Source organism: Kitasatospora sp. NPDC056181 (assembly GCF_042266225.1).
GTDB lineage: Bacteria > Actinomycetota > Actinomycetes > Streptomycetales > Streptomycetaceae > Kitasatospora.
The window spans coordinates 56,905-79,044 of sequence record NZ_JBHJUK010000009.1; the positions used below are offsets into that span (position 1 = coordinate 56,905).

General features: G+C 75.2%; 20 protein-coding genes and 1 riboswitch. Of the genes, 11 read left to right on the plus strand and 9 right to left on the minus strand.

Annotated features, from left to right (window positions below):
- Positions 1 to 257 precede the first annotated feature (257 nt).
- The 3 genes from ACFC1F_RS06360 to ACFC1F_RS06370 are packed head-to-tail and all read left to right on the plus strand — an operon-like array spanning position 258 to position 4,994.
- Complete coding sequence (locus tag ACFC1F_RS06360) at positions 258 to 1,223, plus strand: MoxR family ATPase (RefSeq protein ID WP_209412108.1); 966 nt, start codon at positions 258 to 260, stop codon at positions 1,221 to 1,223.
- Between the two features lies 1 nt (position 1,224).
- Positions 1,225 to 2,547: a DUF58 domain-containing protein gene (locus tag ACFC1F_RS06365; RefSeq protein WP_307853070.1), complete on the plus strand. Its 1,323-nt coding sequence runs from the start codon at positions 1,225 to 1,227 to the stop codon at positions 2,545 to 2,547.
- Positions 2,544 to 4,994 (plus strand): transglutaminaseTgpA domain-containing protein, encoded by a 2,451-nt coding sequence (locus ACFC1F_RS06370; protein ID WP_376156062.1) that lies wholly within the window; start codon positions 2,544 to 2,546, stop codon positions 4,992 to 4,994. The genes ACFC1F_RS06365 and ACFC1F_RS06370 overlap by 4 nt, the downstream gene beginning before the upstream one ends.
- Before the next feature lie 133 nt (positions 4,995 to 5,127).
- On the opposite strand, the gene ACFC1F_RS06375 is transcribed toward ACFC1F_RS06370, so the two are convergent.
- The 3 genes from ACFC1F_RS06375 to ACFC1F_RS06385 all read right to left on the minus strand — a co-directional run bounded on the left by ACFC1F_RS06375 (position 5,128) and on the right by ACFC1F_RS06385 (position 7,353).
- On the minus strand, positions 5,128 to 5,517 hold the full coding sequence (locus ACFC1F_RS06375) for a DUF3040 domain-containing protein (protein WP_376156063.1): 390 nt from the start codon (positions 5,515 to 5,517) through the stop codon (positions 5,128 to 5,130).
- A gap of 365 nt (positions 5,518 to 5,882) precedes the next feature.
- The gene (locus ACFC1F_RS06380) at positions 5,883 to 6,635 is read right to left on the minus strand and encodes a methyltransferase domain-containing protein (protein ID WP_376156065.1); all 753 of its coding nucleotides are present in this window, start codon (positions 6,633 to 6,635) and stop codon (positions 5,883 to 5,885) included.
- A gap of 112 nt (positions 6,636 to 6,747) precedes the next feature.
- Positions 6,748 to 7,353 carry an SAV_6107 family HEPN domain-containing protein gene (locus tag ACFC1F_RS06385; RefSeq protein ID WP_376156067.1) on the minus strand — a complete coding sequence of 202 codons (606 nt, stop codon included), beginning with the start codon at positions 7,351 to 7,353 and terminating at the stop codon, positions 6,748 to 6,750.
- A gap of 559 nt (positions 7,354 to 7,912) precedes the next feature.
- On the opposite strand from ACFC1F_RS06385, the gene ACFC1F_RS06390 reads away from it, so the two are divergent.
- Positions 7,913 to 8,545, plus strand: a complete 633-nt coding sequence (locus ACFC1F_RS06390; RefSeq protein WP_209411941.1) for a DUF4126 domain-containing protein — start codon at positions 7,913 to 7,915, stop codon at positions 8,543 to 8,545.
- A gap of 9 nt (positions 8,546 to 8,554) precedes the next feature.
- Positions 8,555 to 10,060, plus strand: a complete 1,506-nt coding sequence (locus ACFC1F_RS06395; RefSeq protein WP_376156068.1) for a phytoene desaturase family protein — start codon at positions 8,555 to 8,557, stop codon at positions 10,058 to 10,060.
- Positions 10,061 to 10,103: 43 nt separating this feature from the next.
- On the opposite strand, the gene ACFC1F_RS06400 is transcribed toward ACFC1F_RS06395, so the two are convergent.
- The gene (locus ACFC1F_RS06400; protein WP_376156070.1) at positions 10,104 to 11,000 is read right to left on the minus strand and encodes a hypothetical protein; all 897 of its coding nucleotides are present in this window, start codon (positions 10,998 to 11,000) and stop codon (positions 10,104 to 10,106) included.
- A 152-nt stretch (positions 11,001 to 11,152) separates the two neighbouring features.
- Entirely contained in the window at positions 11,153 to 12,067 is a 915-nt protein-coding gene (gene metF, locus ACFC1F_RS06405) for a methylenetetrahydrofolate reductase [NAD(P)H] (RefSeq protein ID WP_209411938.1), read from the minus strand.
- Between the two features lie 187 nt (positions 12,068 to 12,254).
- Between metF and ACFC1F_RS06410 the strand changes: the two genes are divergently transcribed.
- A complete protein-coding gene (locus ACFC1F_RS06410) occupies positions 12,255 to 13,361 on the plus strand; it encodes a polyprenyl synthetase family protein (RefSeq protein ID WP_376156072.1) in 1,107 nt (368 codons plus the stop codon).
- A gap of 35 nt (positions 13,362 to 13,396) precedes the next feature.
- Here ACFC1F_RS06410 and thiE read toward each other — a convergent pair whose 3' ends face one another.
- From thiE to ACFC1F_RS06425, 3 genes are read right to left on the minus strand one after another with little or no spacing between them, the layout of a single operon-like run.
- Complete coding sequence (gene thiE, locus ACFC1F_RS06415; protein ID WP_376156073.1) at positions 13,397 to 14,047, minus strand: thiamine phosphate synthase; 651 nt, start codon at positions 14,045 to 14,047, stop codon at positions 13,397 to 13,399.
- Positions 14,047 to 14,412 carry an Rv2175c family DNA-binding protein gene (locus ACFC1F_RS06420; protein WP_209411936.1) on the minus strand — a complete coding sequence of 122 codons (366 nt, stop codon included), beginning with the start codon at positions 14,410 to 14,412 and terminating at the stop codon, positions 14,047 to 14,049. The genes thiE and ACFC1F_RS06420 overlap by 1 nt, the downstream gene beginning before the upstream one ends.
- 51 nt (positions 14,413 to 14,463) lie before the next feature.
- Positions 14,464 to 15,660, minus strand: coding sequence for an NAD(P)/FAD-dependent oxidoreductase (locus ACFC1F_RS06425; RefSeq protein ID WP_376156074.1), 1,197 nt, complete (start codon positions 15,658 to 15,660; stop codon positions 14,464 to 14,466).
- 93 nt (positions 15,661 to 15,753) lie between these two features.
- Positions 15,754 to 15,866, plus strand: a riboswitch (TPP riboswitch).
- Here ACFC1F_RS06425 and thiO point away from each other — a divergent pair.
- The 5 genes from thiO to ACFC1F_RS06450 all read left to right on the plus strand — a co-directional run bounded on the left by thiO (position 15,861) and on the right by ACFC1F_RS06450 (position 21,503).
- On the plus strand, positions 15,861 to 17,045 hold the full coding sequence (thiO, locus tag ACFC1F_RS06430) for a glycine oxidase ThiO (RefSeq protein WP_245204680.1): 1,185 nt from the start codon (positions 15,861 to 15,863) through the stop codon (positions 17,043 to 17,045). Its footprint overlaps the riboswitch before it by 6 nt.
- The gene (thiS, locus tag ACFC1F_RS06435; RefSeq protein ID WP_209411934.1) at positions 17,042 to 17,251 is read left to right on the plus strand and encodes a sulfur carrier protein ThiS; all 210 of its coding nucleotides are present in this window, start codon (positions 17,042 to 17,044) and stop codon (positions 17,249 to 17,251) included. The genes thiO and thiS overlap by 4 nt, the downstream gene beginning before the upstream one ends.
- A gap of 2 nt (positions 17,252 to 17,253) precedes the next feature.
- Entirely contained in the window at positions 17,254 to 18,051 is a 798-nt protein-coding gene (locus tag ACFC1F_RS06440; protein ID WP_376156077.1) for a thiazole synthase, read from the plus strand.
- Positions 18,052 to 18,144: 93 nt separating this feature from the next.
- Entirely contained in the window at positions 18,145 to 19,965 is a 1,821-nt protein-coding gene (pknB, locus tag ACFC1F_RS06445) for a Stk1 family PASTA domain-containing Ser/Thr kinase (protein ID WP_376156079.1), read from the plus strand.
- 167 nt (positions 19,966 to 20,132) lie between these two features.
- Entirely contained in the window at positions 20,133 to 21,503 is a 1,371-nt protein-coding gene (locus ACFC1F_RS06450; protein WP_376156080.1) for an FAD-binding oxidoreductase, read from the plus strand.
- Positions 21,504 to 21,506: 3 nt separating this feature from the next.
- Here the strand turns inward: ACFC1F_RS06450 and ACFC1F_RS06455 are convergent, their stop codons facing one another.
- Complete coding sequence (locus ACFC1F_RS06455) at positions 21,507 to 22,136, minus strand: sulfite oxidase-like oxidoreductase (protein ID WP_209411930.1); 630 nt, start codon at positions 22,134 to 22,136, stop codon at positions 21,507 to 21,509.
- Positions 22,137 to 22,140 lie beyond the last annotated feature (4 nt).

Below are 22,140 nucleotides of genomic sequence, written 5' to 3' on the forward strand. Positions count from 1 at the left end.
CCCGGGGGAGAATGCGCCTGCCGGTCTGACCCCGAACCACCTGGGGCGGCCAGGCCGCAGGCCGTCCCCCGGCACCGGTTCCCGCGCGGAACCGCTCCTGGAGGGGCCGCGTCAAGCAGGGGTGGGGGCCGGCCTCGGGGTGAGGTGGGCGCAGCGTGCCAGGGAGCGTACGGGTGACGAGCTACAACGATCAGGCCGGTCTCGAAGGTCGTACGGGAGGCGATCAGCCGACGCCCGGCTACCACCACCCGGTCGGCCTGCCGGAGCTCGCCGCCGTCGTGGACCGGGTGCGGGCCAACATCGAGAGCGTGATCGAGGGCAAGCCCGAGGCCGTCCGGATCGCCCTGACCGTGCTGCTCGCCGAGGGCCACCTGCTGCTGGAGGACGTGCCCGGCGTCGGCAAGACGATGCTGGCCAAGGCGCTGGCCCGGTCCGTCGACTGCACCGTGCGACGCATCCAGTTCACGCCCGACCTGCTGCCCTCGGACGTCACCGGCACCAACATCTTCGACCAGCACCAGCGCGACTTCGAGTTCCGCCCGGGCGCGATCTTCGCCCAGATCGTGGTCGGCGACGAGATCAACCGCGCCTCGCCGAAGACCCAGTCCGCGCTGCTGGAGTCGATGGAGGAGCGCCAGGTCACCATCGACGGCACCAGCTACGAGCTGCCCTCGCCGTTCATGGTGGTGGCCACCCAGAACCCGGTCGAGATGGAGGGCACCTACGCCCTCCCCGAGGCCCAGCGGGACCGCTTCATGGCCCGGATCTCGATGGGCTACCCGAGCCCCGAGGCCGAGCTCGCCATGCTCGACGTGCACGCCGGCGCCAGCCCGCTGGAGGACCTCCAGCCGGTCGCGCACGCCGCCGACATCCTCAAGCTGGTCGACCTGGTGCGCACCGTCCACATCGCCGACCCGGTCCGCCGCTACGCCGTCGACCTGGTCGGCGCCACCCGCACCAGCCACGAGCTGCGCCTGGGCGCCTCGCCGCGCGCCACCCTGCACCTGGTGCGGGCCGCCCGCGCCGCCGCCGCGCTGGACGGGCGCGACTACGTCACCCCGGACGACATCCAGCGTCTGGCCGTCCCGGTGCTCGCCCACCGTCTGATGCCGACCGCCGAGACCCAGCTCAGCCGCCGCACGTCCGAGCAGATCGTGGCCGACCTCGTCGCCCGTCTGCCGCTGCCGCGCCCGCAGGGCGGCCCGGCCGTCCGGAGGGGCTGAGGTGGGGCCGTCCGACGCACCGTCGGGCCTGCGCGCCGGCCTGCGCGGCCTCACCACCCGGGGCCGCTCCTTCCTCGCCGCCGGGGTCACCGCGGTGGTCTGCTCCTACGTGCTGGACCAGGACGCGCTGCTGCGCGTCGGCGTGCTGCTCGCGGCCCTGCCGCTGGCCGCCGCGGTGCTGCTGGCCAACACCCGCTACCGGGTGGCCAGCGGCCGGCGGCTCTCCCCCCGGCGGGCCGTGGCCGGCCAGGAGGCCCGGGTCCACCTGCGGGTGGACAACGTCTCCCGGGTGCCGACCGGCCTGCTGCTGCTGGAGGACAAGGTCCCGTACGTGCTCGGGCCGCGCCCGCGGTTCGTGCTGGACCGGATCGAGCCGCGCGGCAACCGCGAGGTGTCCTACCGGGTCCGCTCCGACCTGCGCGGCCGCTACCCGCTCGGGCCGCTCCAGCTGCGGCTCTCCGACCCGTTCGGGATGTGCGAGCTGAACCGCTCGTTCTCCGCCTCCGACGTGCTCACCGTGGTGCCGCAGGTCCAGGCCCTGCCGCAGGTGCGGCTCAGCGGCGAGTGGGTCGGCCAGGGCGAGAGCCGCACCCGCACCCTGGCCCTGGCCGGGGACGACGACGTCATCCTGCGCGAGTACCGGCACGGCGACGACCTGCGCCGGGTGCACTGGAAGTCCACCGCCCGGTACGGCGAGCTGATGGTCCGCCGCGAGGAGCAGCCGCAGAAGGCCCGCGCCACCGTGCTGCTCGACACCCGCGAGACCGGCCACCGCGGCAGCGGCCCCGCCTCCTCCTTCGAGTGGGCGGTCGGCTGCGCCGCCTCGGTCGCCGTGCACCTCCTGGAGCGCGGCTACCAGACCCGGCTGCTCACCGACACCGGCCACTGCGTCCCCGGCCCGGACGCCGGCGGCGGCAACACCGCGGCCGACGCCTCCGGCCTGATCCTGGACGCGCTCGCGGTGGTCGACCTCTCCGACGGCGGCGGGCTCTCCCGTGCCGAGGAGCCACTGCGGACCGCGGGCGAAGGCCTGCTGGTCGCCGTCCTGGGCGACCTCGACGAGGCGCAGACCGCCCGGCTGGCACGGCTGCGCAACCGCACCGGCGGCGCCGTGGTCTTCCTGCTCGACTCCGGCACCTGGACCGGCCTGCGGATGCTCGCCCCGGACACCGGCGGCGACGAGTTCCGCTCCCGAGTCCGCCAGCTGCGCGAGGCCGGCTGGACGGTCCTGCCGGTCCGCGCCGGTGACTCCGTCCCCGACCTGTGGCAGGCCGCCGACGCGGCCGGGTCGTCCTCCCCCTACCGAGAAGAGGCCGGCGCGTGACCACCCGGGCCAAACTGACCGTGTACTCGGCGCTGGCAACCGCCCTGGCCTCGCTCTGCCTGACCCCGCTGCTCACCGGCAAGAGCTGGATCGTCTACGCCCTGCTGGTGGTCGTCGCGGTCGCCGGGTCCGGCGCGGGCCTGCGCCGGACGCCCTTCTACCGCTGGACGGTGCCGCTCGGGCAGCTGCTCGTCCTCTTCGTCCTGCTGCTGGTCGGCTTCGCGAGCGCCACCAACCGCTTCGGCGGCATGCTGCCCGGCCCCGAGTCGGTGCGCACCCTCGGCCAGGTCCTCGGCAACGGGCTGGACGACATCCGGGAGTACGCCATCCCGGCCCCGCCCAACCCGGGCCTGCGGCTGATCCTGGTCACCTCCGTCGGGCTGATCGCCATCGCCGTGGACACCGTCGCGGTGACCTACCGGCGCTCGGCGCTGGCCGGACTGCCGCTGCTGGCGCTCTACTCCGTCGGTAACGGACTGGCGGGCGACCGGGGCAGCTGGGTCTGGTTCGGGCTCGCCTCCGTCGGCTACCTGGTCCTGCTCTTCGCCGAGGGCCAGGACCGCGTCTCCCGCTGGGGCCGGGTCTTCCGCGGCACCTCGCGCGGCGCCGAGGGCGGCACGCTCAGCCTCAGCGGCCAGCGCGTCGGCGTCCTGGCGCTGGCGCTGGCGCTGCTGGTACCGGCGTTCCTGCCGCGCTGGGACGGCGGCCTGATCCACACCGGCCCCAAGGGCGCCGCGGCCGGCACCGGCGCCGGGGGCGTCACCAGCCTCGACCCGCTGGTGACCCTGGAGTCCGCGCTGACCAAGCCCAGCGACATCGAGCTGCTCACCTACCGGATGGACAGCACCCTCGCGGACACCGCCTACCTGCGCACCGGTTCGCTGGACGTGTTCGACGGCGCCGCGTGGAAGCTGGGCAGCCCCGCCACGACCGACTTCAAGGGCACCTTCGCGCCCCCGGAGGGGCTGCGCGACCTCGGCGTCCCGACGGTCCCGGGCGACTTCCAGGTCACCAACAACCTGGACTCCGCCTGGCTGCCGATGCCCTACCCGGCCAAGAACGCCACCGTCCCGAACCCCGGCAGCTGGAAGGTGGACACCCTCACCGGCACCGTCCAACCGGCCGCCGGCAAGGAGAAGGCGATCAAGGGCCTGCACTACCAGGTCACCGCGTACGACGTCCGGCCCACCGCCGAGGAGCTGCGCCAGGCGCTGCCCGCCCGGCCGCAGATCGCCGGGCACTACACCGGCCTGCCCGGGGACCTGCCGTCCGTCGTCCGGCAGCAGGCCCAGGCGGTCACCAGCAAGGCGTCCACCGCGTACGACAAGGCGCTGGCGCTCCAGGACTGGTTCACCGGCCCCGACTTCACCTACACCACCCAGATCAAGTCCGGCACCGGCAACGACGCGATCGTGGAGTTCCTGCGCAACCGCAAGGGCTTCTGCGTGCACTTCGCCTCCACCATGGCGGCGATGGCCCGCACCCTGGGCATCCCCTCCCGCGTCGCGGTCGGCTTCACGCCGGGCAACGCCAAGGGCGGCGACCTGTACTCGGTCAACGGGCTGATGTACCACGCGTGGCCCGAGCTGTACTTCGAGGGCTTCGGCTGGACCCGCTTCGAGCCCACCAAGGGCGTCGGGGTGGCTCCCCGCTACACCGAGCCGGTCGCCGCGCCCACCAGCGCGCCGACCACCGCGCCCACCGCCGCCGCGCAGAGCACCGCGCCGGTCGCGGTGCCCTCCAGCAGCAGCGACTGCGACCCGAAGCTGCGCCGGACGGGCGACTGCGGGGACCAGCGGAAGGGGGCCGCCGGCGCCCACGAGGATTCCTGGCTGCTCTCCTGGCAGGTGCTGTCCACCCTGGCCGCGGTCCTGGTGGTGATCGCGCTGCTGCTCACCCCGATGCTCTGGCGGACGCTGCTGCGCCGCCGGCGGCTCGGCGCGGGCGGCCAGCGCCGGCCCGGCGGTGACGGCCCGGCGGAGCTGACCGACGAGCAGGTGCTGGCCGCCTGGGACGAGCTGATCGACTCCGCCTGGGACCTCGGCATCCCGCCGGACGAGTCGCGCACCCCGCGCGCCGCCGCCCGCCGGATCTCCGAGACCGCCGAGCTGGACGAGGCGTCGGCGGCCGCCGCCGGCCGGGTGGCGCTGGCCACCGAGCGGGTGCTCTACGCCCGGTCCGCCCGGGTGTCGGCGCCGCTGGCGGCGGACGTCCGGACCGCCCGGGACGGCCTGCGGGCCGGCGCGAGCCGGGCCGGGCGGACCAGGGCGGTGCTGCTGCCGCCGTCCTCGGCCAAGCTCTGGTGGAAGCTCTCCGACGCGGTGCTGGGCGTGCGGCTCGCGGCCCGCCGGCGGGCGGCCCGGGTGGCCGGCACGGTCACCGGTCCGGTCCGCCGGGCCTGGGACCGGCTGCGGCGCCGGGGCGGCACGGACGGGACGGAGTCCTGATCCCGGCGTCCTGAGACGGGATGCGCCGAGGGCGGGCAGTCGGATCGACTGCCCGCCCTCTCGGCGTTCATGCGGTGGGGCCCGCAGGCCCCGTGCCCGGAGGCGTGTTGCCCTGAGCCTTCGTGCCGCAGGCTCAGAACCCGCCGGTCTGCTCGTCCCGGCGGCGCTGCCAGCGCTGCTCGACCCGGTCCATCATCCCGGCCTTGCGGCGCGGGGTGGCGGCCGGACGGGGCCCGGACGCCTGGCCGGCCGGTCCACGGCGCCAGCCCGTCACGGCGAAGACCGCGCACCCCAGCATCACCAGGAAGCCGACGACGCTGACCCAGATCTGGTCGGGGACGACCATGCCGCCCATCAACAGGCCGATGCCCACCACGAAGCCGCCGACGGCCAGATAGACCCGGCGACGGGTGTAGGTGCGCAGCCCGGTTCCCTCGAGCGCCGACGCGAATTTGGGATCTTCGGCATACAGCGCTCGCTCCATCTGGTCGAGCAGTCGCTGCTCGTGCTCCGAGAGCGGCACGGAGTCCTCCTACTCGTCGGTCGCGGGTGCGACCGGTCCGCCGCCCCGGTCGGGGAGGCAAGTCCAATCAGCCTTGAGAACACGCGGTCGGACGCCTGTGCGGGGGCCCGGGCCCGTGTCGTCCATATGCCCCAAGCGTCCGGCTGTCATGCTTTCCGGCTTTACCCAGATCATACGGTCCACGGGCCCGTTACGGGGTGGTCGGCCACGCACGGGCCGGGCCACTCCGGGCCGTCCCCGGCCGCACTGGGCTCAACGCGGCGGGGTCCGGACAAGTGCCCGACCGGGTGGAATCGGCCGGGACCTGGGGAGCTTCGGAGGAGAGGGGGAGGAGGACCGCCGGAGAACGGCGGCGGACCGCCCGGTCAGACCAGGGTGGCCAGCAGGTGGAGCTGGGTCGCGACGGCGTGGAAGGCGGGCTGCTCGGCGGCCGCCTCCTCCAGCTTGAGCAGCGCGTCCAGCGCACCCGGCTCGGCGTCCACCAGGACGCCCGGCACCAGGTCGGCGAAGACCCGTACGCCGTGCACCGAGTCCACCCGCAGCCCGGCGGCGACGGCAAGCCGGTCGAGCTCCTCACCGGTGAAGCGGCGCGGCATCGGGTCGGTGTCGCCCCAGCGGCCGTCGGCGGCCTCCAGCACCGTCCGGGCGTCGTTGAAGTGCCCCCCGAGCGCGCGGGCCAGCACGGCGCCGTTGCGGTTGGCGGCCAGCAGGCTGACGAAACCGCCGCGACGCAGGGTGCCGGCCAGGCTGCCGAGCGCCTCGGCCGGGTCGTCCACGACCTCCAGCACGCCGTGGCAGAGCACCGCGTCGACGGTGCCGGGCGCGACCAGCTCGGGCAGCGTCTGGGTGTCGCCCTGGACGGCGCGGACCAGGTCGGTCACCCCGGCCTCGGCGGCCCGGCGCTCCAGCGCGAACAGCGCGTCGGGGCTCGGGTCGACCACGGTGACGCGGTGGCCGAGCCGGGCCACCGGCACGGCGAAGTTGCCGGTGCCGCCGCCGGTGTCGACCACGTCGAGCACCGGCCGGTCGAGCTCGGCCGCCCGCTTCTCCAGGGCTGCCCGCACCACCTCCCAGACCACGGCGGTACGCAGGGCGCTGCGGGGACGCGTCGGGTACAAGGCGGGACTCCTCGGCACGTGCAGATCGATCAGGATGCCTCCACCTTAGACCGGGCCGGCAGGCGGGCCACTGCGGGCCGCCGGACGGGCCGCCCCGGCCGCCCCGGGCGCCTCAGGCCCTCCCCCGGCCGCCGCCGGGGCCGGGGGCGTGGCCGGCGCCACCGTCGTCCGGCGGGAGCCGCGGCGCGGGCGGCGCCGGGTGCAGGCCGAGCAGCCGCTCGACCAGGCGGAGGAAGAGCGCGGAGTTGCGGATCAGGTCGTCGGCGTCGCGGGCCGAGGCGGCGCCCCTGATCCCGGCCTCGGCGGCGGCCCGGCGGCGGGCCCCGGCCGCGAAGTAGACCGCCCACTCGGCGAGCTCGGGCGCCACCTCGGGGAGCACCTCCCAGGCGCTGCGGATCGCCCGGCGCCGCCGGGGGCTCTTCTCCGGCCGGCCCCGGACGGCGAGCACCGCCGCCACGGTGCGCAGCGCGGCGAGGTGGGCGGCGGCGTAGCGCTCCAGCGGGTCCTCCAGGGAGCGGGACCGGGTGAGCGTGCGGTGTGCGTCGGCGAGCAGGTCGAGCGCGGCGGGCGGGGCGGTGCCCCTGCGCAGCACCGGGTGGACGTCCCCGGCGGCGGGGGCGTGGGCGCCGGGCTGGTGGCCGTCCGACCGCTGTGGCGTCGGCCGGTGGGCGGCGTGGTGGAGGCGGGCGGTGACGGGCTCAGGACGGCTGACGGTCATGGTCTCCCCCGTTCCGAGGCAGTGCACGGGCCGGACGGTCCGTGCGTCTCCATCGTGAACGGAGCCACTGACAACGCGGCCCGGAGGCGTCGCCCGTCCGCCCGGGCGCCGGACGTGCGTGCGGGCGGCGCCCGCCGGCCGCTCCCCCGTCGGCCCGCGCTCACCGCCCCGCACCCGCCGGAGCGCCGTCCCCCGTGGTCGGCGCCCCCAGTCCCCGGTGGCCGGTCCCCCCTGGCCCCGCTCCGCCGCCCCGTGTCGGCGGTGCGCGGCCTACGGCCGGCTCCGGTGCGGACCCGCCGGTGGCGTCCGCCGGCCCCCCGTGACCGGCGCGGACCCCACCTGTCCGCCGTACCGGTCCGGCAGCGCCCGACGCGCCGCCGTCCCGGTGCCACCACTCTCCCGTCTCCGCAGGTCGGAGGCCATCCGCTCAGGTACTCAACCGTGTTTCTGAGTATCCGTACTCAGTCCGCCCGGGCCGGGAACCGGAGGGCGGGCCGCGGGCGTCCCGGTACGGTACGGCGAGCCGGGCGGTCCCGGCGGGCACTCCGAGGAGGAACGGATGACCATCCTTCCGCTGATCTTCACCAGCGGACTGGCGAGCGGGATCAACGCGTACGCGGTGGTGCTGCTGCTCGGCCTGCTGGGCCGGTTCGCCGGGGCCGGCTCGGTTCCGCCCGCGCTGGAGCGCACCGACGTGCTGGTCGTGGCGGCCGTGCTCTTCCTGCTGGAGGCGGTGGCCGACAAGATCCCGTACGTGGACAGCGTCTGGGACGCCGTCCACACGGTGATCCGCCCGATCGCCGGGGCCACGGTGGGCGCGCTGATCGCGAGCGCCGAGCCGGGTTCGCTGCCCGAGGTCGCCGCGGGCGCGGTGGGCGGCACCACGGCGCTGGTCAGCCATCTGGTGAAGGCCTCGCTGCGGATGGCGGTCAACACCTCGCCCGAGCCGGCCAGCAACATCGCGGTCAGCCTCGCCGAGGACCTCTCGGTGGCCGGCCTGGTCACCCTGGCGATCTTCCACCCGTGGCTGGCCGCCTCGATCGCCGCCGCCCTGCTGATCGCCGGCCTGCTGCTGGTCCGGTTCGCGGTCAACCGCATCCGCCGCTTCCGCGCCCGCCGCCGCGAGCGCAGGGCGGCCCGCCTGGCGGGCCGGGCACAGCCGGCGGCGGGGGCGTACTCCGCGCAGCCATAGGATCGGCCCATGGCACGGATCGTCATCATCGGCGCAGGAATGAGCGGGCTCGCGGCGGCCTCCCGGCTGGCGACCCTCGGACACCGGGTGACGGTCTGCGAGGCGGGCGGGACGTACGGGGGCATGGTCGGCCGGTACGAACGGGACGGTTTCGCCTTCGACACCGGCCCCGGGCTGCTCACCCTCCCCGCCGTCTACCGCGACCTCGCGCTGAAGACCGGCAAGGAGCCGTTGGAGCAGTTGGTCGGGCTGGCGCCGGTCGACCCGGAGAGCCGGCACCTGTTCCCCGACGGCACCGACCTGGTGCTGCCCAACGCCTCCCGTGGCGGCGTGGTCCAGGCGCTGGACGCCGCCTTCGGCGCGGGCTCGGGCGCGCGCTGGGCCGAGGTGATGAACCACGGCCGCACGGTCTGGGAGGCCACCCGCCGCCCGCTGCTGGAGGAGCCGCTCCCGGCGGACCCGACGCCGCTGCACACCGACCCGTACCCGGCGCCGCCCCGCAAGGGCCTGCTGTCCCGGCTGCTGCGGCCCGCGCCCTGGACGCTCACCGGCGTGGCCGCCCACGGTCTCGACGGCCACCCGGGCCTGACCGCGCTGCTGAACGAGTACGCGCTGCGTTACGGCCTCCACCCGGACACCGCCCCGGCGAGCGCCACCGTGCTGCCGTACATGGAGCAGTCCTTCGGCGTCTGGTACGTCAGGGGCGGCGTCCGCGCGCTGGCCGACGCGGTGTACCGGCGCTGCGAGCTGCGCAAGGTGGAGTTCCGCTTCGGCACCGAGGTCACCGCCGTGGCGGTCGAGGACGGCCGCGCCGTGGGCGTCGACACCGCCGACGGCCGGATCGACGCCGACCTGGTGGTCTCCTCGATGGACGCCTGGGAGCTGTTCCGCCGGCGCGTCGCCGAGTGGCCGGGCGGCGGCGACCCGAACGAGTGGGCGCGGCAGAACGAGGAGCCCAAGGGGCGGTTCCGCGTGCTGCTGGCCCTGCGCGGGGCCCGGCCGGAGGGCACCGTGCACCGCACCGTGGTGCACGCCGCCGACCCCGCGGCCGAATGGAACGCCCTGACGCTCAGCACCGGCCTCTGCGAGCGCCCGACGGTCGAGGTCCTGCGCCCCGACGACCCGTCGCTGCGACCGGACGACGGGCACGAGAGCGTGGTGCTGACCGTGACAGTGCCGGCCCAGGGCGACGTCGACTGGACGGAGCCCGGCCTGGCCGAGCGCTACGCGGACCGCCTGCTGGAGCACGTCGACGCGGCCGGGCTCGGCCTGCGCGAGCGCGTCCTGTGGCGGGTGGTCCGCACTCCCGAGGACACCCTCCGGGAGACCGGTGCGTTCATGGGTGCCGTCACCCTCCCCGCCCTGGCCGGCGGCGACGGGCGCTGGCTGCAGTCCGCCAACGAGTCCCCCGTCCCCGGCCTCTACCTGGTGGGCGGCGCCGCCCACCCCGGTGGCGGGCTGGCCCGGGTCGGCATGTCGGCCTGCATCGCGGCCAACCTCATCGGCCCGGCCTGACCGGGGCGGCCGGCCGCACGCGGGCCGGCCGGGCCGCAGGGGCTCAGCCCTGCTGCTGCCAGGTGTTCTGCTGCTGGTAGCCGTACTGGTCGTACTGCGGCTGCTGCGGGATGCCCTGCTGCTGGTCCTGCTGCGGCTGCCACTGCTGCTGGGCCTGCTGGTCGTAGCCGTACTGCTGCTGGACGGCCTGCTGCTGGTAGCTGCCGTAGGCGTCGGGCTGCTGCTGGTAGGCCGCGTACTGGTCCGGCTGGACGGCCTGCTGCTGGTAGCCGCCGTAGCCCTGGTCGTAGGCGAAGGCCGGCTGCTGCTGGGTCTGCCACTGCTGCTGTTGCTGCTGGGCGTTGTGGTCCCAGGCGGCCTGGTGCTGGGCGGGGTCGTAGCCGGCCTGGTAGGCCTCGGCGTACGGGTCCGGCTGGGCCTGCTGGGGCTGCTGGGGCTGCTGCTGCTCGTAGTAGCCGGGCGCGTAGACGCCGTCGTCCGCGGCGATCTCCTGCATCTCGAAGGCCGCGGTCTGCTCGACGGCCGGGACGTCCTCGTCCGCGGGCCCCGGCTCGGGGCTCTCCTCGACCGCGCTGACCGTGCCGATCCGGTCGGCCGCCACCGCGGTGGCCACCACCGCTCCGCCGGTCAGCGCGCCGAGCAGCGGCACCTTGGCGAGCGGGCCGGGCAGGCCGCCGTCGGCGGTGCGCAGCGACCAGCCGGCCGCGTAGCCGCGCTTCACGGAGAGGGTGACGAGGGTCTGGCCGACCGCGAACAGGGCCGCGCCCGCACCGATCACCACGACGGAGTCGGCCGCCATCCCGGCGGGCACCCCGAGGAAGCCGGCCAGGGCGAGGGCGCGCCAGTGCACCGGGGCCCGGTTCTGCAGCAGCAGCTCGGCCACCAGCCAGAGCGCCACCACCGCCAACGCGGCGTACAGCAGCAGGTATCCGATGCCCATCCGCGCGCTACCTCCAGTCGCGTGCCCGCGCGCGCCGCGCGTGTGCGGCGACTGTACCCGTTCAACGGCCCGGGTACCGCATCGCGTTCCCGCCCAGGGCGACCGCTTCCGGGCCGTTGCGGCCGCCGGCCCGGCCGGGCCGGCGGCGCTGCTCAGCGCCGGTGCAGACCGAGGTTCTGGTAGATCTCCAGGGTCGCCGTCGAGTGGTTGAGCGTGATGAAGTGCAGGCCGGGGGCGCCCTCGGCAAGCAAGCGTTCGGACATCGCGGTCGCGTGCTCCATGCCGACCTCGCGCAGTGCCGCCGGGTCGTCGATGGCGGCCCGCAGCCGGGCCTCCAGCTCGGCCGGGAAGGCCGAACCGCTCAGCTGCGGGAAGCGGTCGAGCTGCTTGGCGTTGGTCACCGGCATGATCTCCGGGATGATCGGCGTTTCGCAGCCGGCCGCCGCGACCCGGTCGCGCAGCCGCAGGTAGTCGTCGACCTCGAAGAACATCTGGGTGATCGCGTAGTCGGCCCCGGAGCGGATCTTCGCCACGAAGTGCCGGATGTCCTCGTCCCAGTCGGTCGAGCGCGGGTGCATGTTCGGCGAGGCGGCCACGCCCACGCAGAAGTCGCCGATGCCCTTGATCAGCTCGACCAGCTCGTACGCGTAGGTGACCCCCTGCGGGTGCTTCACCCACTCGCCCATCGGGTCGCCGGGCGGGTCGCCGCGCACCGCGAGGACGTTGCGCACGCCCTGGTCGGCGTACTGGCCGATGATGTTGCGCAGCTCGGCGACCGAGTGGTCGACGGCGGTCAGGTGGGCGACCGGCGTCAGGGTGGTCTCGGTGGCGATCCGGCCGACCATGTTGACGGTGCGCTCGCGCGAGGAGCCGCCGGCCCCGTACGTCATGCAGACGAAGTTGGGGTCGAGCGGTTCGAGCCGGCGGATGGCGTCCCAGAGACGCTGCTCGCCGACCTCGGTGCGCGGGGGCATGAACTCGAAGGAGAAGGATCGCTTGCCGGCCGCCAGAAGCTCGCGGACCGTCAGCGCGCGGTCAGTTCTGGTGGAAGCGATTCCGAGTGCCATGCTGGCAGGTTAACCGTCGGTCGAAGGGCACGGACAACTCGGTCCCATTTATTGAGACAAATGGTGGACGGGATTCCGGTTCCGTCCACGACCGCTCCCGGGAGGGCCCGCGGCCTCGCCCGTACGGCTGTTCCCGGCCGCCCGGCTACGCTTGCCCCACCCCCAGCCAAACCTCCGGAGCCTCATCGTGACCTCGTCCAGCAACCGGCCGGCCAACCCCATTGACGTGGAGGACGTGCGCGGGCGCGTCAACGCGGCCCTCGCCGGCTTCATGGACGGCCAGGCGGCCCTGCTCGGGAAGATCTCCCCGCAGCTGGCGCCCGCGGCCGAGGCGCTGCGCGACTTCCTGCTGGACGGCGGCAAGCGGCTGCGCCCGGCGTTCTGCTACTGGGGCTGGCGCGGCGCAGGCGGCGCGGCGGCCGGCGAGGGCATCGCCAACGCGGCGGCGGCCCTGGAACTGCTCCAGGCGAGCGCGCTGGTCCACGACGACCTGATGGACCGCAGCGACACCCGGCGCGGCCTGCCCTCGGTGCACCGCCGCTTCGAGGCCCTGCACCGCGACAGCGGCTGGCGCGGCGACCGCGAGCAGTACGGCGCCTCGGCCGCGGTGCTGCTCGGCGACCTGCTGCTGATCTGGTGCGACGAGCTGTTCCTGCGCTCGGGCCTGGACCCGGCGGCGGTGCTGGCCGCCAAGCCGGTGTTCGACCTGATGCGCACCGAGGTCATGGTCGGCCAGTACCTGGACGTGCTGGAGCCGGTCGCCGGCGACTCCACCGACGAGGGCGCACTGGACCGGGCGCAGACGGTGCTGCACTACAAGTCGGCCAAGTACACGATCGAGCGGCCGCTCCAGGTCGGCGCGCTGCTCGCGGGCGCCCGGCCGGAACTGGTCGAGGCGTACGGGGCGTTCGGCCTGCCGCTGGGCGAGGCGTTCCAGCTCCGGGACGACCTGCTCGGCGTCTTCGGCGACCCGGCGGTCACCGGCAAGCCCGCCGGGGACGACCTGCGCGAGGGCAAGCGGACCCTGCTGGTCGCGCACGCGATGCGCGGGCTCCCGGCCGCCGACGCCCGCCACCTGGACGAGCGGCTCGGCGCGCCGGACCTCGCGCCCGAGGAGGTGGCCCGGCTGCGCGGGCTGGTCGAGCGCAGCGGCGCGCCCGAGCTGGTGGAGCTGCGCATCGAGGAGCTGATGCGGCAGTCGCTGGCCGCACTGGAGGCGGCGCCGCTGGCCGACGCGCGGGCCCGCGAGGTGCTGCTGGCGCTGGCCGAGGCCGCCACCGTCCGGAAGTACTGAGACTAGCCCGGGAACGGCGGCGGCCCCGCGCGGCGTCAGCCCCGGCGCAGCCGCCGGGCCAGCGCCGCGGCGGCGGCCTGCGGGTCGTCCGCGGCCGTGATGGCGCGCACCACCACGACCCGGCTCGCCCCGGCCGCCAGCACCTCGTCCAGGTTGCCCAGGTCGATGCCGCCGATGGCGAACCACGGCCGGTCGGTGACCTGCTTCGCCGCGTACGAGACCAGGCCGAGGCCGGGCGCGTGCCGGCCGGGCTTGGTCGGGGTGGGCCAGACCGGCCCGGTGCAGAAGTAGTCGACGCCGGGCTCGGCGACCGCCGCGTCCACCTCGGACTCGGCGTGGCAGGAACGGCCGATCAGCACGTCCTCGCCCAGGATCGCCCGGGCCGCCGGCACCGGCAGGTCGTCCTGGCCGAGGTGGAGCACCTCGGGGCGGGCGGCGTGCGCGACGTCGGCGCGGTCGTTGACCGAGAGCAGCTTCCCGTGCCGGCGGCAGGCGTCGGCGAAGACCTCCAGCGCCTCCAGCTCCTGCCTGGCCTCCAGCCCCTTGTCGCGGAGCTGGACGATGTCCACCCCGCCCGCCAGCGCGGCGTCCAGGAACTCGGCGAGGTCGCCCTGCTCCCGCCGGGCGTCGGTGCACAGGTAGAGCCGGGCGTCGGCGAGGCGCCGGCGCAGCGTGTCCGCGGCCATCAGATCAGCATCGCCTGGGCGCGGCGCTTCACCTCGGTGCCGCGGTTCTCCTGGAGCGCCTGGATCGGGCTGCCCGGCAGCGACGGGTCCTCGGTGAAGAGCCACTCCAGGATCTCTTCGTCGTTGTACCCGCAGTCGCGCAGCACGGTCAGGGTGCCGGACAGGTGCTTGACCAGCCCCTGACCGTCGATGAACGCGGCCGGGACCTGGAGCGACCTGTTCGGGCCGCGCCGGACGGCGATCAGGCCGCCGTTCTTGACCAGGTCACGCACCTCGGTGACCCGGACCCCCCACTGCTCCGAGATGTCGGGCAGGTACATCCAGTCGGTGACCAGGGCTTCAATCTTGTTCTCGATCTCACTCACGTCACCAGACTGCCACCTCCGCGGCCCGCCGCGCACCAAAGGGACGGCCCGTCAGCCCGCGACGGCCGACTTCAGCGGCACCGACGGGTCCGCCGCCCGGGCCGGATCCAGCACCGCGCCGCGCTCGACCAGCCGGCGGCCCTGGGTGAGGTCGCGCGGGCGGTCGACGGCGAGCAGGGCGCGCAGCACCCCGTCGCGCAGCCAGAGCACCGCCCAGGAGGCGTCCGCCGGCGATCCGCGCCAGAGCAGCTCGTCGCCGTCGCCGTGGCGCCCGGCGTACTGCACCATCCGGCCGAACTGCTCCGACCAGAAGTACGGCACCGGGTCGTACGGCAGGTCCGCGCCGAGGACGGCGGCGGCCGCCGCCTCGCCGGACTGCAGCGCGTGGTCCCAGTGCTGGACGGTCAGCCGGGCGCCCGTCCGGGCGGAGGGGTAGCTCGCGCAGTCGCCGGCCGCGTAGACGCCGGGCAGGGCGGTGCGCAGCCCCTCGTCCACCAGGACGGCGCCGGCCGCGTCCAGCCTGACGCCGGAGCCGGCCAGCCAGTCGGTCGCCGGGCGGGCGCCGATGCCGACCACCACCTCGTCCGCGGGCAGGCGCGAGCCGTCCGCCAGCAGCACCGCGCCGGGCTCGACGGCCTCGACGGCGGCGCCGCAGCGCAACCCGACCCCGGCCTCGGCGTACCAGGCGGTCATCGCCCGGCCGACCTCGGCGGGCAGCGCGCCGGGGACGGGCGCCGGGCCCGCCTCGACCACGGTCACCTCGCAGCCGGCCGCGCGGGCGGCGGTGGCCACCTCGGCGCCGATCCAGCCCGCGCCGACCAGCACCAGGCGCAGGCCCGGGCGGAGCAGGGCGCGCAGGGCCAGGGCGTCGTCCAGGGTGTGCAGCAGGTGCGCGCGCTCGGCGCCGGGCAGGACGCGCGGGACGGCGCCGGTGGCGATCACCAGGGCGCCGTACGGCAGGTCGCCGCCGTCGGTGTGCAGCACGCCGGGGGTGAGGCCGGTGGCGCGGCGGCCGGTGAGCAGTTCGATGCCCAGGTGCGGGAAGTCGATGTCCAGGGTGGTGGCGTCGGCCTTGCCGAGCAGCACCTCCTTGGAGAGCGGCGGCCGGTCGTACGGCGCGTGCGGCTCGTCGCCCACCAGCACGATGCGCCCCTGCCAGCCGCCCCGCCGCAGGCCCGAGGCGCACTGCGCCCCGGCCAGCCCGGCCCCGACCACGACCACCTGATCCGTCCCGCTCAGCTCTGCCACGCGGTCACTGTACTGGCGCCCGCCGGGGGCGCCGGGCGCCGTCCCACCCCTCGTACACGCCTTCGGCGGCGCCGACCCCCGGCGTTAAGGTGGGGGCACCATCACGGGAGCCCGGCGGACCGGGCTGAGAGGCGGGCTGACACGGCCTGCGACCGTCCGAACCTGATCCGGGTCATACCGGCGAAGGGAGAGCAGCGACTTTGACACGCTCGGCACCGGACGCCCACGCCGGCGTGCTGGTGATCGGCGGGGGCATCATCGGCCTCGCCGTCGCCTGGCGCGCCGCCCAGCACGGGCTGAAGGACATCGTGGTGGCGGACCCCCGGCCCGGCGGCGGCGCCGCCCAGGTCGCGGCCGGAATGCTCGCGCCCGTCACCGAACTCCAGTACGGCGAGGAGCCGCTGCTGCGCCTCGGCATGGCCTCCAACGAGCGGTACGCGGCCTTCGCCGCCGAACTCACCGAGGCCAGCGGCGGCCAGGACACCGGTTACCGCCAGTGCGGCACGATCGCCGTCGCCCTCGACTCGGACGACCGCGAGGAGCTCCGCGAGCTGCACGCCTTCCACCAGCGGCTCGGCCTGGACTCGCGGTGGCTCACCGGCCGCGAGGCCCGCAGGCTCGAACCGATGCTCGCCCCGGGCGTCCGCGGCGGCCTGCACGTCACCGACGACCACCAGGTCGACGGCCGACGGCTCGCCAAGGCCCTCGTCCTCGCCTGCGAGCGGGCCGGCGTCCGGCTGCACCGCACCGAGGCCACCGCCCTGGTGGTCGACGGCGGCCGCGCCACCGGCGCCCGGCTCGCCACCGGCGCGACCGTGACCGCCGATCAGGTCGTGCTGGCCGCCGGGCCGCAGAGCCATCTGCTGCCCGGGCTGCCCGAGGGCGTGCTGCCGGCGATCCGCCCGGTCAAGGGCCAGATCCTGCGGCTGCACGTCCCGCCCGCGTACCGGCCCTTCCTGTCCCGCAACGTCCGTGCGGTGGTCCGCGGCCAGCACCTCTACCTGGTGCCCCGCGAGGACGGCGAGCTGGTGATCGGCGCGACCACCGAGGAGCAGGGGTACGACACCACCGTCACCGCCGGCGGCGTGTACGAGCTGCTGCGCGACGCCCACGAGCTGGTCCCCGGCATCACCGAACTGCCGCTGGTGGAGACCTCCGCCGGGCTGCGCCCGGGCTCGCCGGACAACGCGCCGCTGCTCGGGCCGACCGCCCTGCCCGGCCTGGTCGCCGCCACCGGCCACTACCGCAACGGCGTGCTGCTCACCCCGGTGACCGCCGACCTGGTCGCCGGGTACCTGGCCACCGGCACGACGCCGGACCTCGCCGCGCCGTTCTCCCCCACCCGCTTCGCCCCCACCGGCTCCACGACGAAGGTCCCCGCATGAGCGACATCCCCCTCACCGTCAACGGCGAGCCCCGCCAGGTGCCCGCCGCGACCACCCTCGCCGAGGTGGTGGCCACCCTCAGCCGGTCCGCCTCGGGCGTCGCCGCCGCGCTCAACGAGACCGTGGTGCCCCGTGGTTCGTGGCCGCTCACGCAGCTCTCGGCGGGCGACCGGATCGAGATCCTCACCGCCGTACAGGGGGGCTGACCATGGCTGACGACCTGCTCACCATCGCCGGCACCACCTTCGGCTCGCGCCTGATCATGGGCACCGGCGGCGCCCCCAGCCTGGAGGTCCTGGAGCAGGCGCTGCGGGTCTCCGGCACCGAGCTGACCACCGTGGCGATGCGCCGGGTCAACGCCACCACGCAGGGCTCCGTCCTGGACGTGCTCACCCGCAACGGCATCCGGATCCTGCCCAACACGGCCGGCTGCTTCACCGCCGGGGAGGCCGTGCTGACGGCCCGGCTGGCCCGCGAGGCGCTCGGCACCGACTGGGTGAAGCTGGAGGTCATCGCCGACGAGCGGACGCTGCTGCCCGACCCGATCGAACTGCTGGACGCCGCCGAGACGCTGGTCGACGACGGCTTCACCGTCCTGCCCTACACCAACGACGACCCGGTACTGGCCCGGAAGCTGGAGGACGCCGGCTGTGCGGCGATCATGCCGCTCGGCTCGCCGATCGGCTCCGGCCTGGGCATCCGCAACCCGCACAACTTCCAGCTGATCGTGGAGAGCGCGAACGTCCCGGTGATCCTGGACGCGGGCGCCGGCACCGCCTCGGACGTCGCGCTGGCGATGGAGCTGGGCTGCGCCGCCGTCATGCTCGCCTCGGCGGTGACCCGCGCCCAGGACCCGGTGCTGATGGCCGAGGCGATGCGGTACGCCGCCGAGGCCGGGCGGCTCGCGCACCGGGCCGGCCGCATCCCGCGCCGCTTCCACGCCGAGGCCTCCTCCGCGATGGCCGGCCGGGCCGACCTCGACACCCGCGAGCGCCCGGCGTTCTGAGCCCCCGGGGGGCTTGTCACAAGCCGGGCACAGAGGGCTCCGGGAGTGGTGTCTCCCGGGGCCCTCACCCGTACGCGCCACTAGACTCGCCGGGTGGACAAGGCGGACATGGCATTGCACGACCCCCTGATCGGTACCCTGCTCGACGGCCGGTACCGGGTCGGGCAGCGCATCGCCGCCGGCGGGATGTCCACCGTCTACCGCGGCACCGACACCCGGCTCGACCGGGTCGTGGCGCTCAAGGTGATGCACCCCTCGCTGGCCGGCGACGAGGACTTCACCGGCCGGTTCATCCGCGAGGCCAAGGCCGTCGCCCGGCTCGCGCACCCCAACGTGGTCAACGTCTTCGACCAGGGCGCGGACGGCGGGGTCGTCTTCCTCGCCATGGAGTACGTCCCCGGCCGGACCCTGCGCGACCTGCTGCGCGACCGCGGCGCGCTCTCCATCCGCGCCGCCCTGGACGTCCTGGAGCCGGTGCTCGCCGCGCTCGGCGCCGCCCACCGGGCCGGGCTCGTCCACCGCGACGTGAAGCCCGAGAACGTGCTGATCACCGACGGCGGCCTGGTCAAGGTCGCCGACTTCGGACTGGTCCGGGTCCTGAACGCCGCCGACGGCGCGGCCACCTCCGGCACGGCGACCTCCGGCACCGTCCTCGGCACCGTCTCCTACCTCGCCCCCGAGCAGATCCGCCCCGGCGACGAGACCGACCAGCGGGTGGACGTCTACGCCGCCGGCATCCTGCTGTACGAGATGCTCACCGGCCACCGCCCGCACACCGGCGAGAACCCCGTCCAGGTGATGTACCGCCACCTGCACGAGGACGTCCCCGCGCCCTCGCTGACCGTGCCGGGCATCGTCCCCGGGCTCGACGCCATAGTGGCCGGTGCCTGCGCGCGCGACCCGCAGGCCCGCCCGTACGACGCGGTCGAGCTGCTGGCCGCCCTCCAGCGGGTGCGCCGCACGCTCACCCCGGCCCAGCTGGACGCCGAACCGCCCGCCTCCACCCTGGACAGCCCGCGGTACCCGGCCAACGAGCCGACCTCGGTGCTCCGGCCCGGCGTCACCGACGCGGCCGTCTCCGCGGCGGCCCCCGGCCCGGACGCCGCGCCGCCGGTCGAGCGGACCAGCGTGCTGGACGTCCCGCCGGACGTGATGGAGCAGCTGCTCACCGAGCCGCGCCCCTACGACGAGCCGCCGCCGGCGCGCACCCGCCGCCCCGGCCCGTGGAGCCGCCTCCCCCGCAAGCCGCTGGTCTGGGCCTGCGTGCTGGCCGCCCTGGTGCTGCTGGTCGGCGGCACCACGTACGCGCTCTCCGGCGCCCTGTACACGACGGTGCCGGGCGTGCTCGGCAAGGACCGCGCCGAGGCGCAGCGGATCCTGGACGGCGCGGGCATGCACGGGCGGTTCAGCGAGGTGTACAGCGAGACCGTCCCGGCCGGCCAGGTGGTCTCGACCGACCCGGGGGTCGGCGCCCGGGCCCGCAAGAGCGACGCGGTCGCCGTCACCGTCTCCCGCGGCCCGAAGCGGATCGCCGTGCCGGAGCTGGCCGGCAAGCCCGCCGACCAGGCCGTCGCCGCACTGGCCGCCGCCCAGCTGGCCGGCGGCAACGTCACCCAGACGTACAGCGACACCGTGCCGGAGGGCGCGGTGATCAGCACCTCCCCGGCGGCCGGGCAGCAGCTGCCGGAGAACTCGCCGGTCGCGCTGGTGGTCAGCAAGGGCATGGTGGCCGTCCCGGACGTCACCGGGATGTCCAAGGACGACGCCGCCAAGACGCTCCAGGCCGCCGGGTTCGCGATGCAGAGCAGCGGTGTCAACCTGTTCGGCACCGGCAAGGTCTCCAGCCAGTCCCCCGCCGCCGGCGAACGCCGGCCGCAGCACACCGTGGTGACGGTCAACTTCCCCTTCCTCTGAGGGTTTTCCGGCCCTGGGGCGGATCCGACGGACAGGCCCTCGGGTCGCACCCGGCGTAGCGTGGAACCAGGCCTGCCCGGCCCCGCCCGCCACAGCCGGGAAGGCTGCGGCACCGGGACCTCCGGACGGGGCTGCGCGGCGGCCGGTACCACGAGGATGTGGTCGTCATGGGCGGACCCACCGTCGACGGCTTGAGGGAGCGCGTGCGGGGCGCGGTGATCACCCCCGCGGACGAGGGCTACGACGAGGCGCGCCGGGTCTACAACGGCATGGTGGACCGCCGGCCGGCCGTGATCGTCCGGGTGGCCAACGCGGGCGACGTGATGGCCACCGTCGACTTCGCCCGGGACAACACGCTGGATCTGGCGGTCCGCGGCGGCGCCCACAGCGCGCCCGGCTTCGGCACCTGCGACGACGGCGTGGTGATCGACTTCTCCGCGCGGCGGGGCGTGCGGATCGACCCGGAGCGCCGGACCGCGCAGTGCGAGGGCGGCGTCACCTGGGGCGACCTCAACACCGCGGGGTACGCCTTCGGCCTCGGCGTCACCGGGGGGATCATCTCCACCACCGGCATCGCCGGGCTGACCCTCAACGGCGGCTTCGGCCACCTGGCCCGCGGACTGGGTCTGAGCTGCGACAACCTGATCTCGGCCGACGTGGTCACCGCCGACGGCCGGTTCCGCACGGTGAGCGCCGAGCAGGAGCCGGACCTCTTCTGGGCGCTGCGCGGCGGCGGCGGCAACTTCGGCGCGGTGACGTCCTTCGAGTTCCGGCTGAGCCCGGTCGCCGACGTGGTCGCCGGGCCGTTCGTCTACGAGCTGGAGCACGCGGCCGACGTGCTGCGCTTCTACCGCGAGTACATCCGGGACGCCCCCGAGCAGCTGGGCCTCTTCCCCGGCTTCCACCTCGCCCCACCGCTGCCGTTCGTGCCGGAGGACCGGGTCGGCGACCCCTTCATCCTGCTGGTCCCGTGCTGGGCCGGGCCGCCGGCCGAGGCGGAGAAGGTGCTCGCCGCGCTGCGGGACGCGGCGCCGGTGGTGGCCGAGGGCGTCGGCCCGGCACCGTACCCGGCGTTCGCCGCCGCCTTCGACCCGCTGCTGCCGCCCGGACTCCAGCAGTACTGGAAGGGCGTCTTCGCGACCGAGCTCACCGACGGGGCGATCGCCGCGCACGTGGAGTACGGGCCGCGGGTGCCGACGGTCAACTCGGCGGTGCACCTCTACCCGATCAACGGCGCCTGCCACCGCGTGCCCGCCGACGCGACGGCCTTCTCCCACCGGGACGCGACCTTCGCCACCGTGATCGCCGGCGTCTGGCCGGACCCGGCCGACAACGAGCGGAACACGGCCTGGGTGCGCGACTACTACGCCGCGCTCGCCCCGCACTCCGACGAGGCCGGCTACATCGGCTTCATGGACCACGACGACCAGCACCGGATCGAGGCCAACTACCGGGGCAACTACGACCGCCTGGTGGAGCTGAAGCAGCGCTACGACCCCGGCAACCTGTTCCACCTCAACCAGAACATCAGGGGCTGACGGCTACCGCAGTGGCCCGTCGCCCGGCTCCTCCTGGTAGGAGTAGCGCTGCTCCCGCCAGGGGTCGGCGAGGTTGTGGTACCCGCGCTCCTCCCAGAAGCCGCGCCGGTCGGCCCGCATGTACTCCACCGCCCGGACCCACTTGGGCCCCTTCCAGGCGTAGAGCTGCGGGACGACGAGGCGGACGGGGAAGCCGTGCTCGGCGGTGAGCGGCTCGCCGTTGCGGTGGGTCGCGAAGACGGTCCGCGGGTCGGCGAAGTCGGCCAGCCGCAGGTTGGCGCTGTAGCCGTACTCGGCCCAGACCATCACGTGGGTGACGTCGGGCGCCGGGGGCACCTGCGCCAGCACGGCCGCGGCCGACACGCCCGTCCAGTCGTTGCCGAGCATCGAGAACTTGGTGACGCAGTGCAGGTCGGCCCGGACGGTGGTGCGCGGCAGGGCGTTGAAGCCGGCGAAGTCCCAGCTGTGCTTCTCCGCCGAGGCGGTCGCGCCGAACACCTGGAATTCCCAGGCCAGCGGCTTGAAGCGGGGCACCGGTCCGTAGTGCAGGGCGGGCCAGCCGCGTTGCGGGCGCTGTCCCGGAGGGAGCCTCGGGTCAGACGGCGGGATCGGTTCTTGTTCGGGCTGACCCATGGGT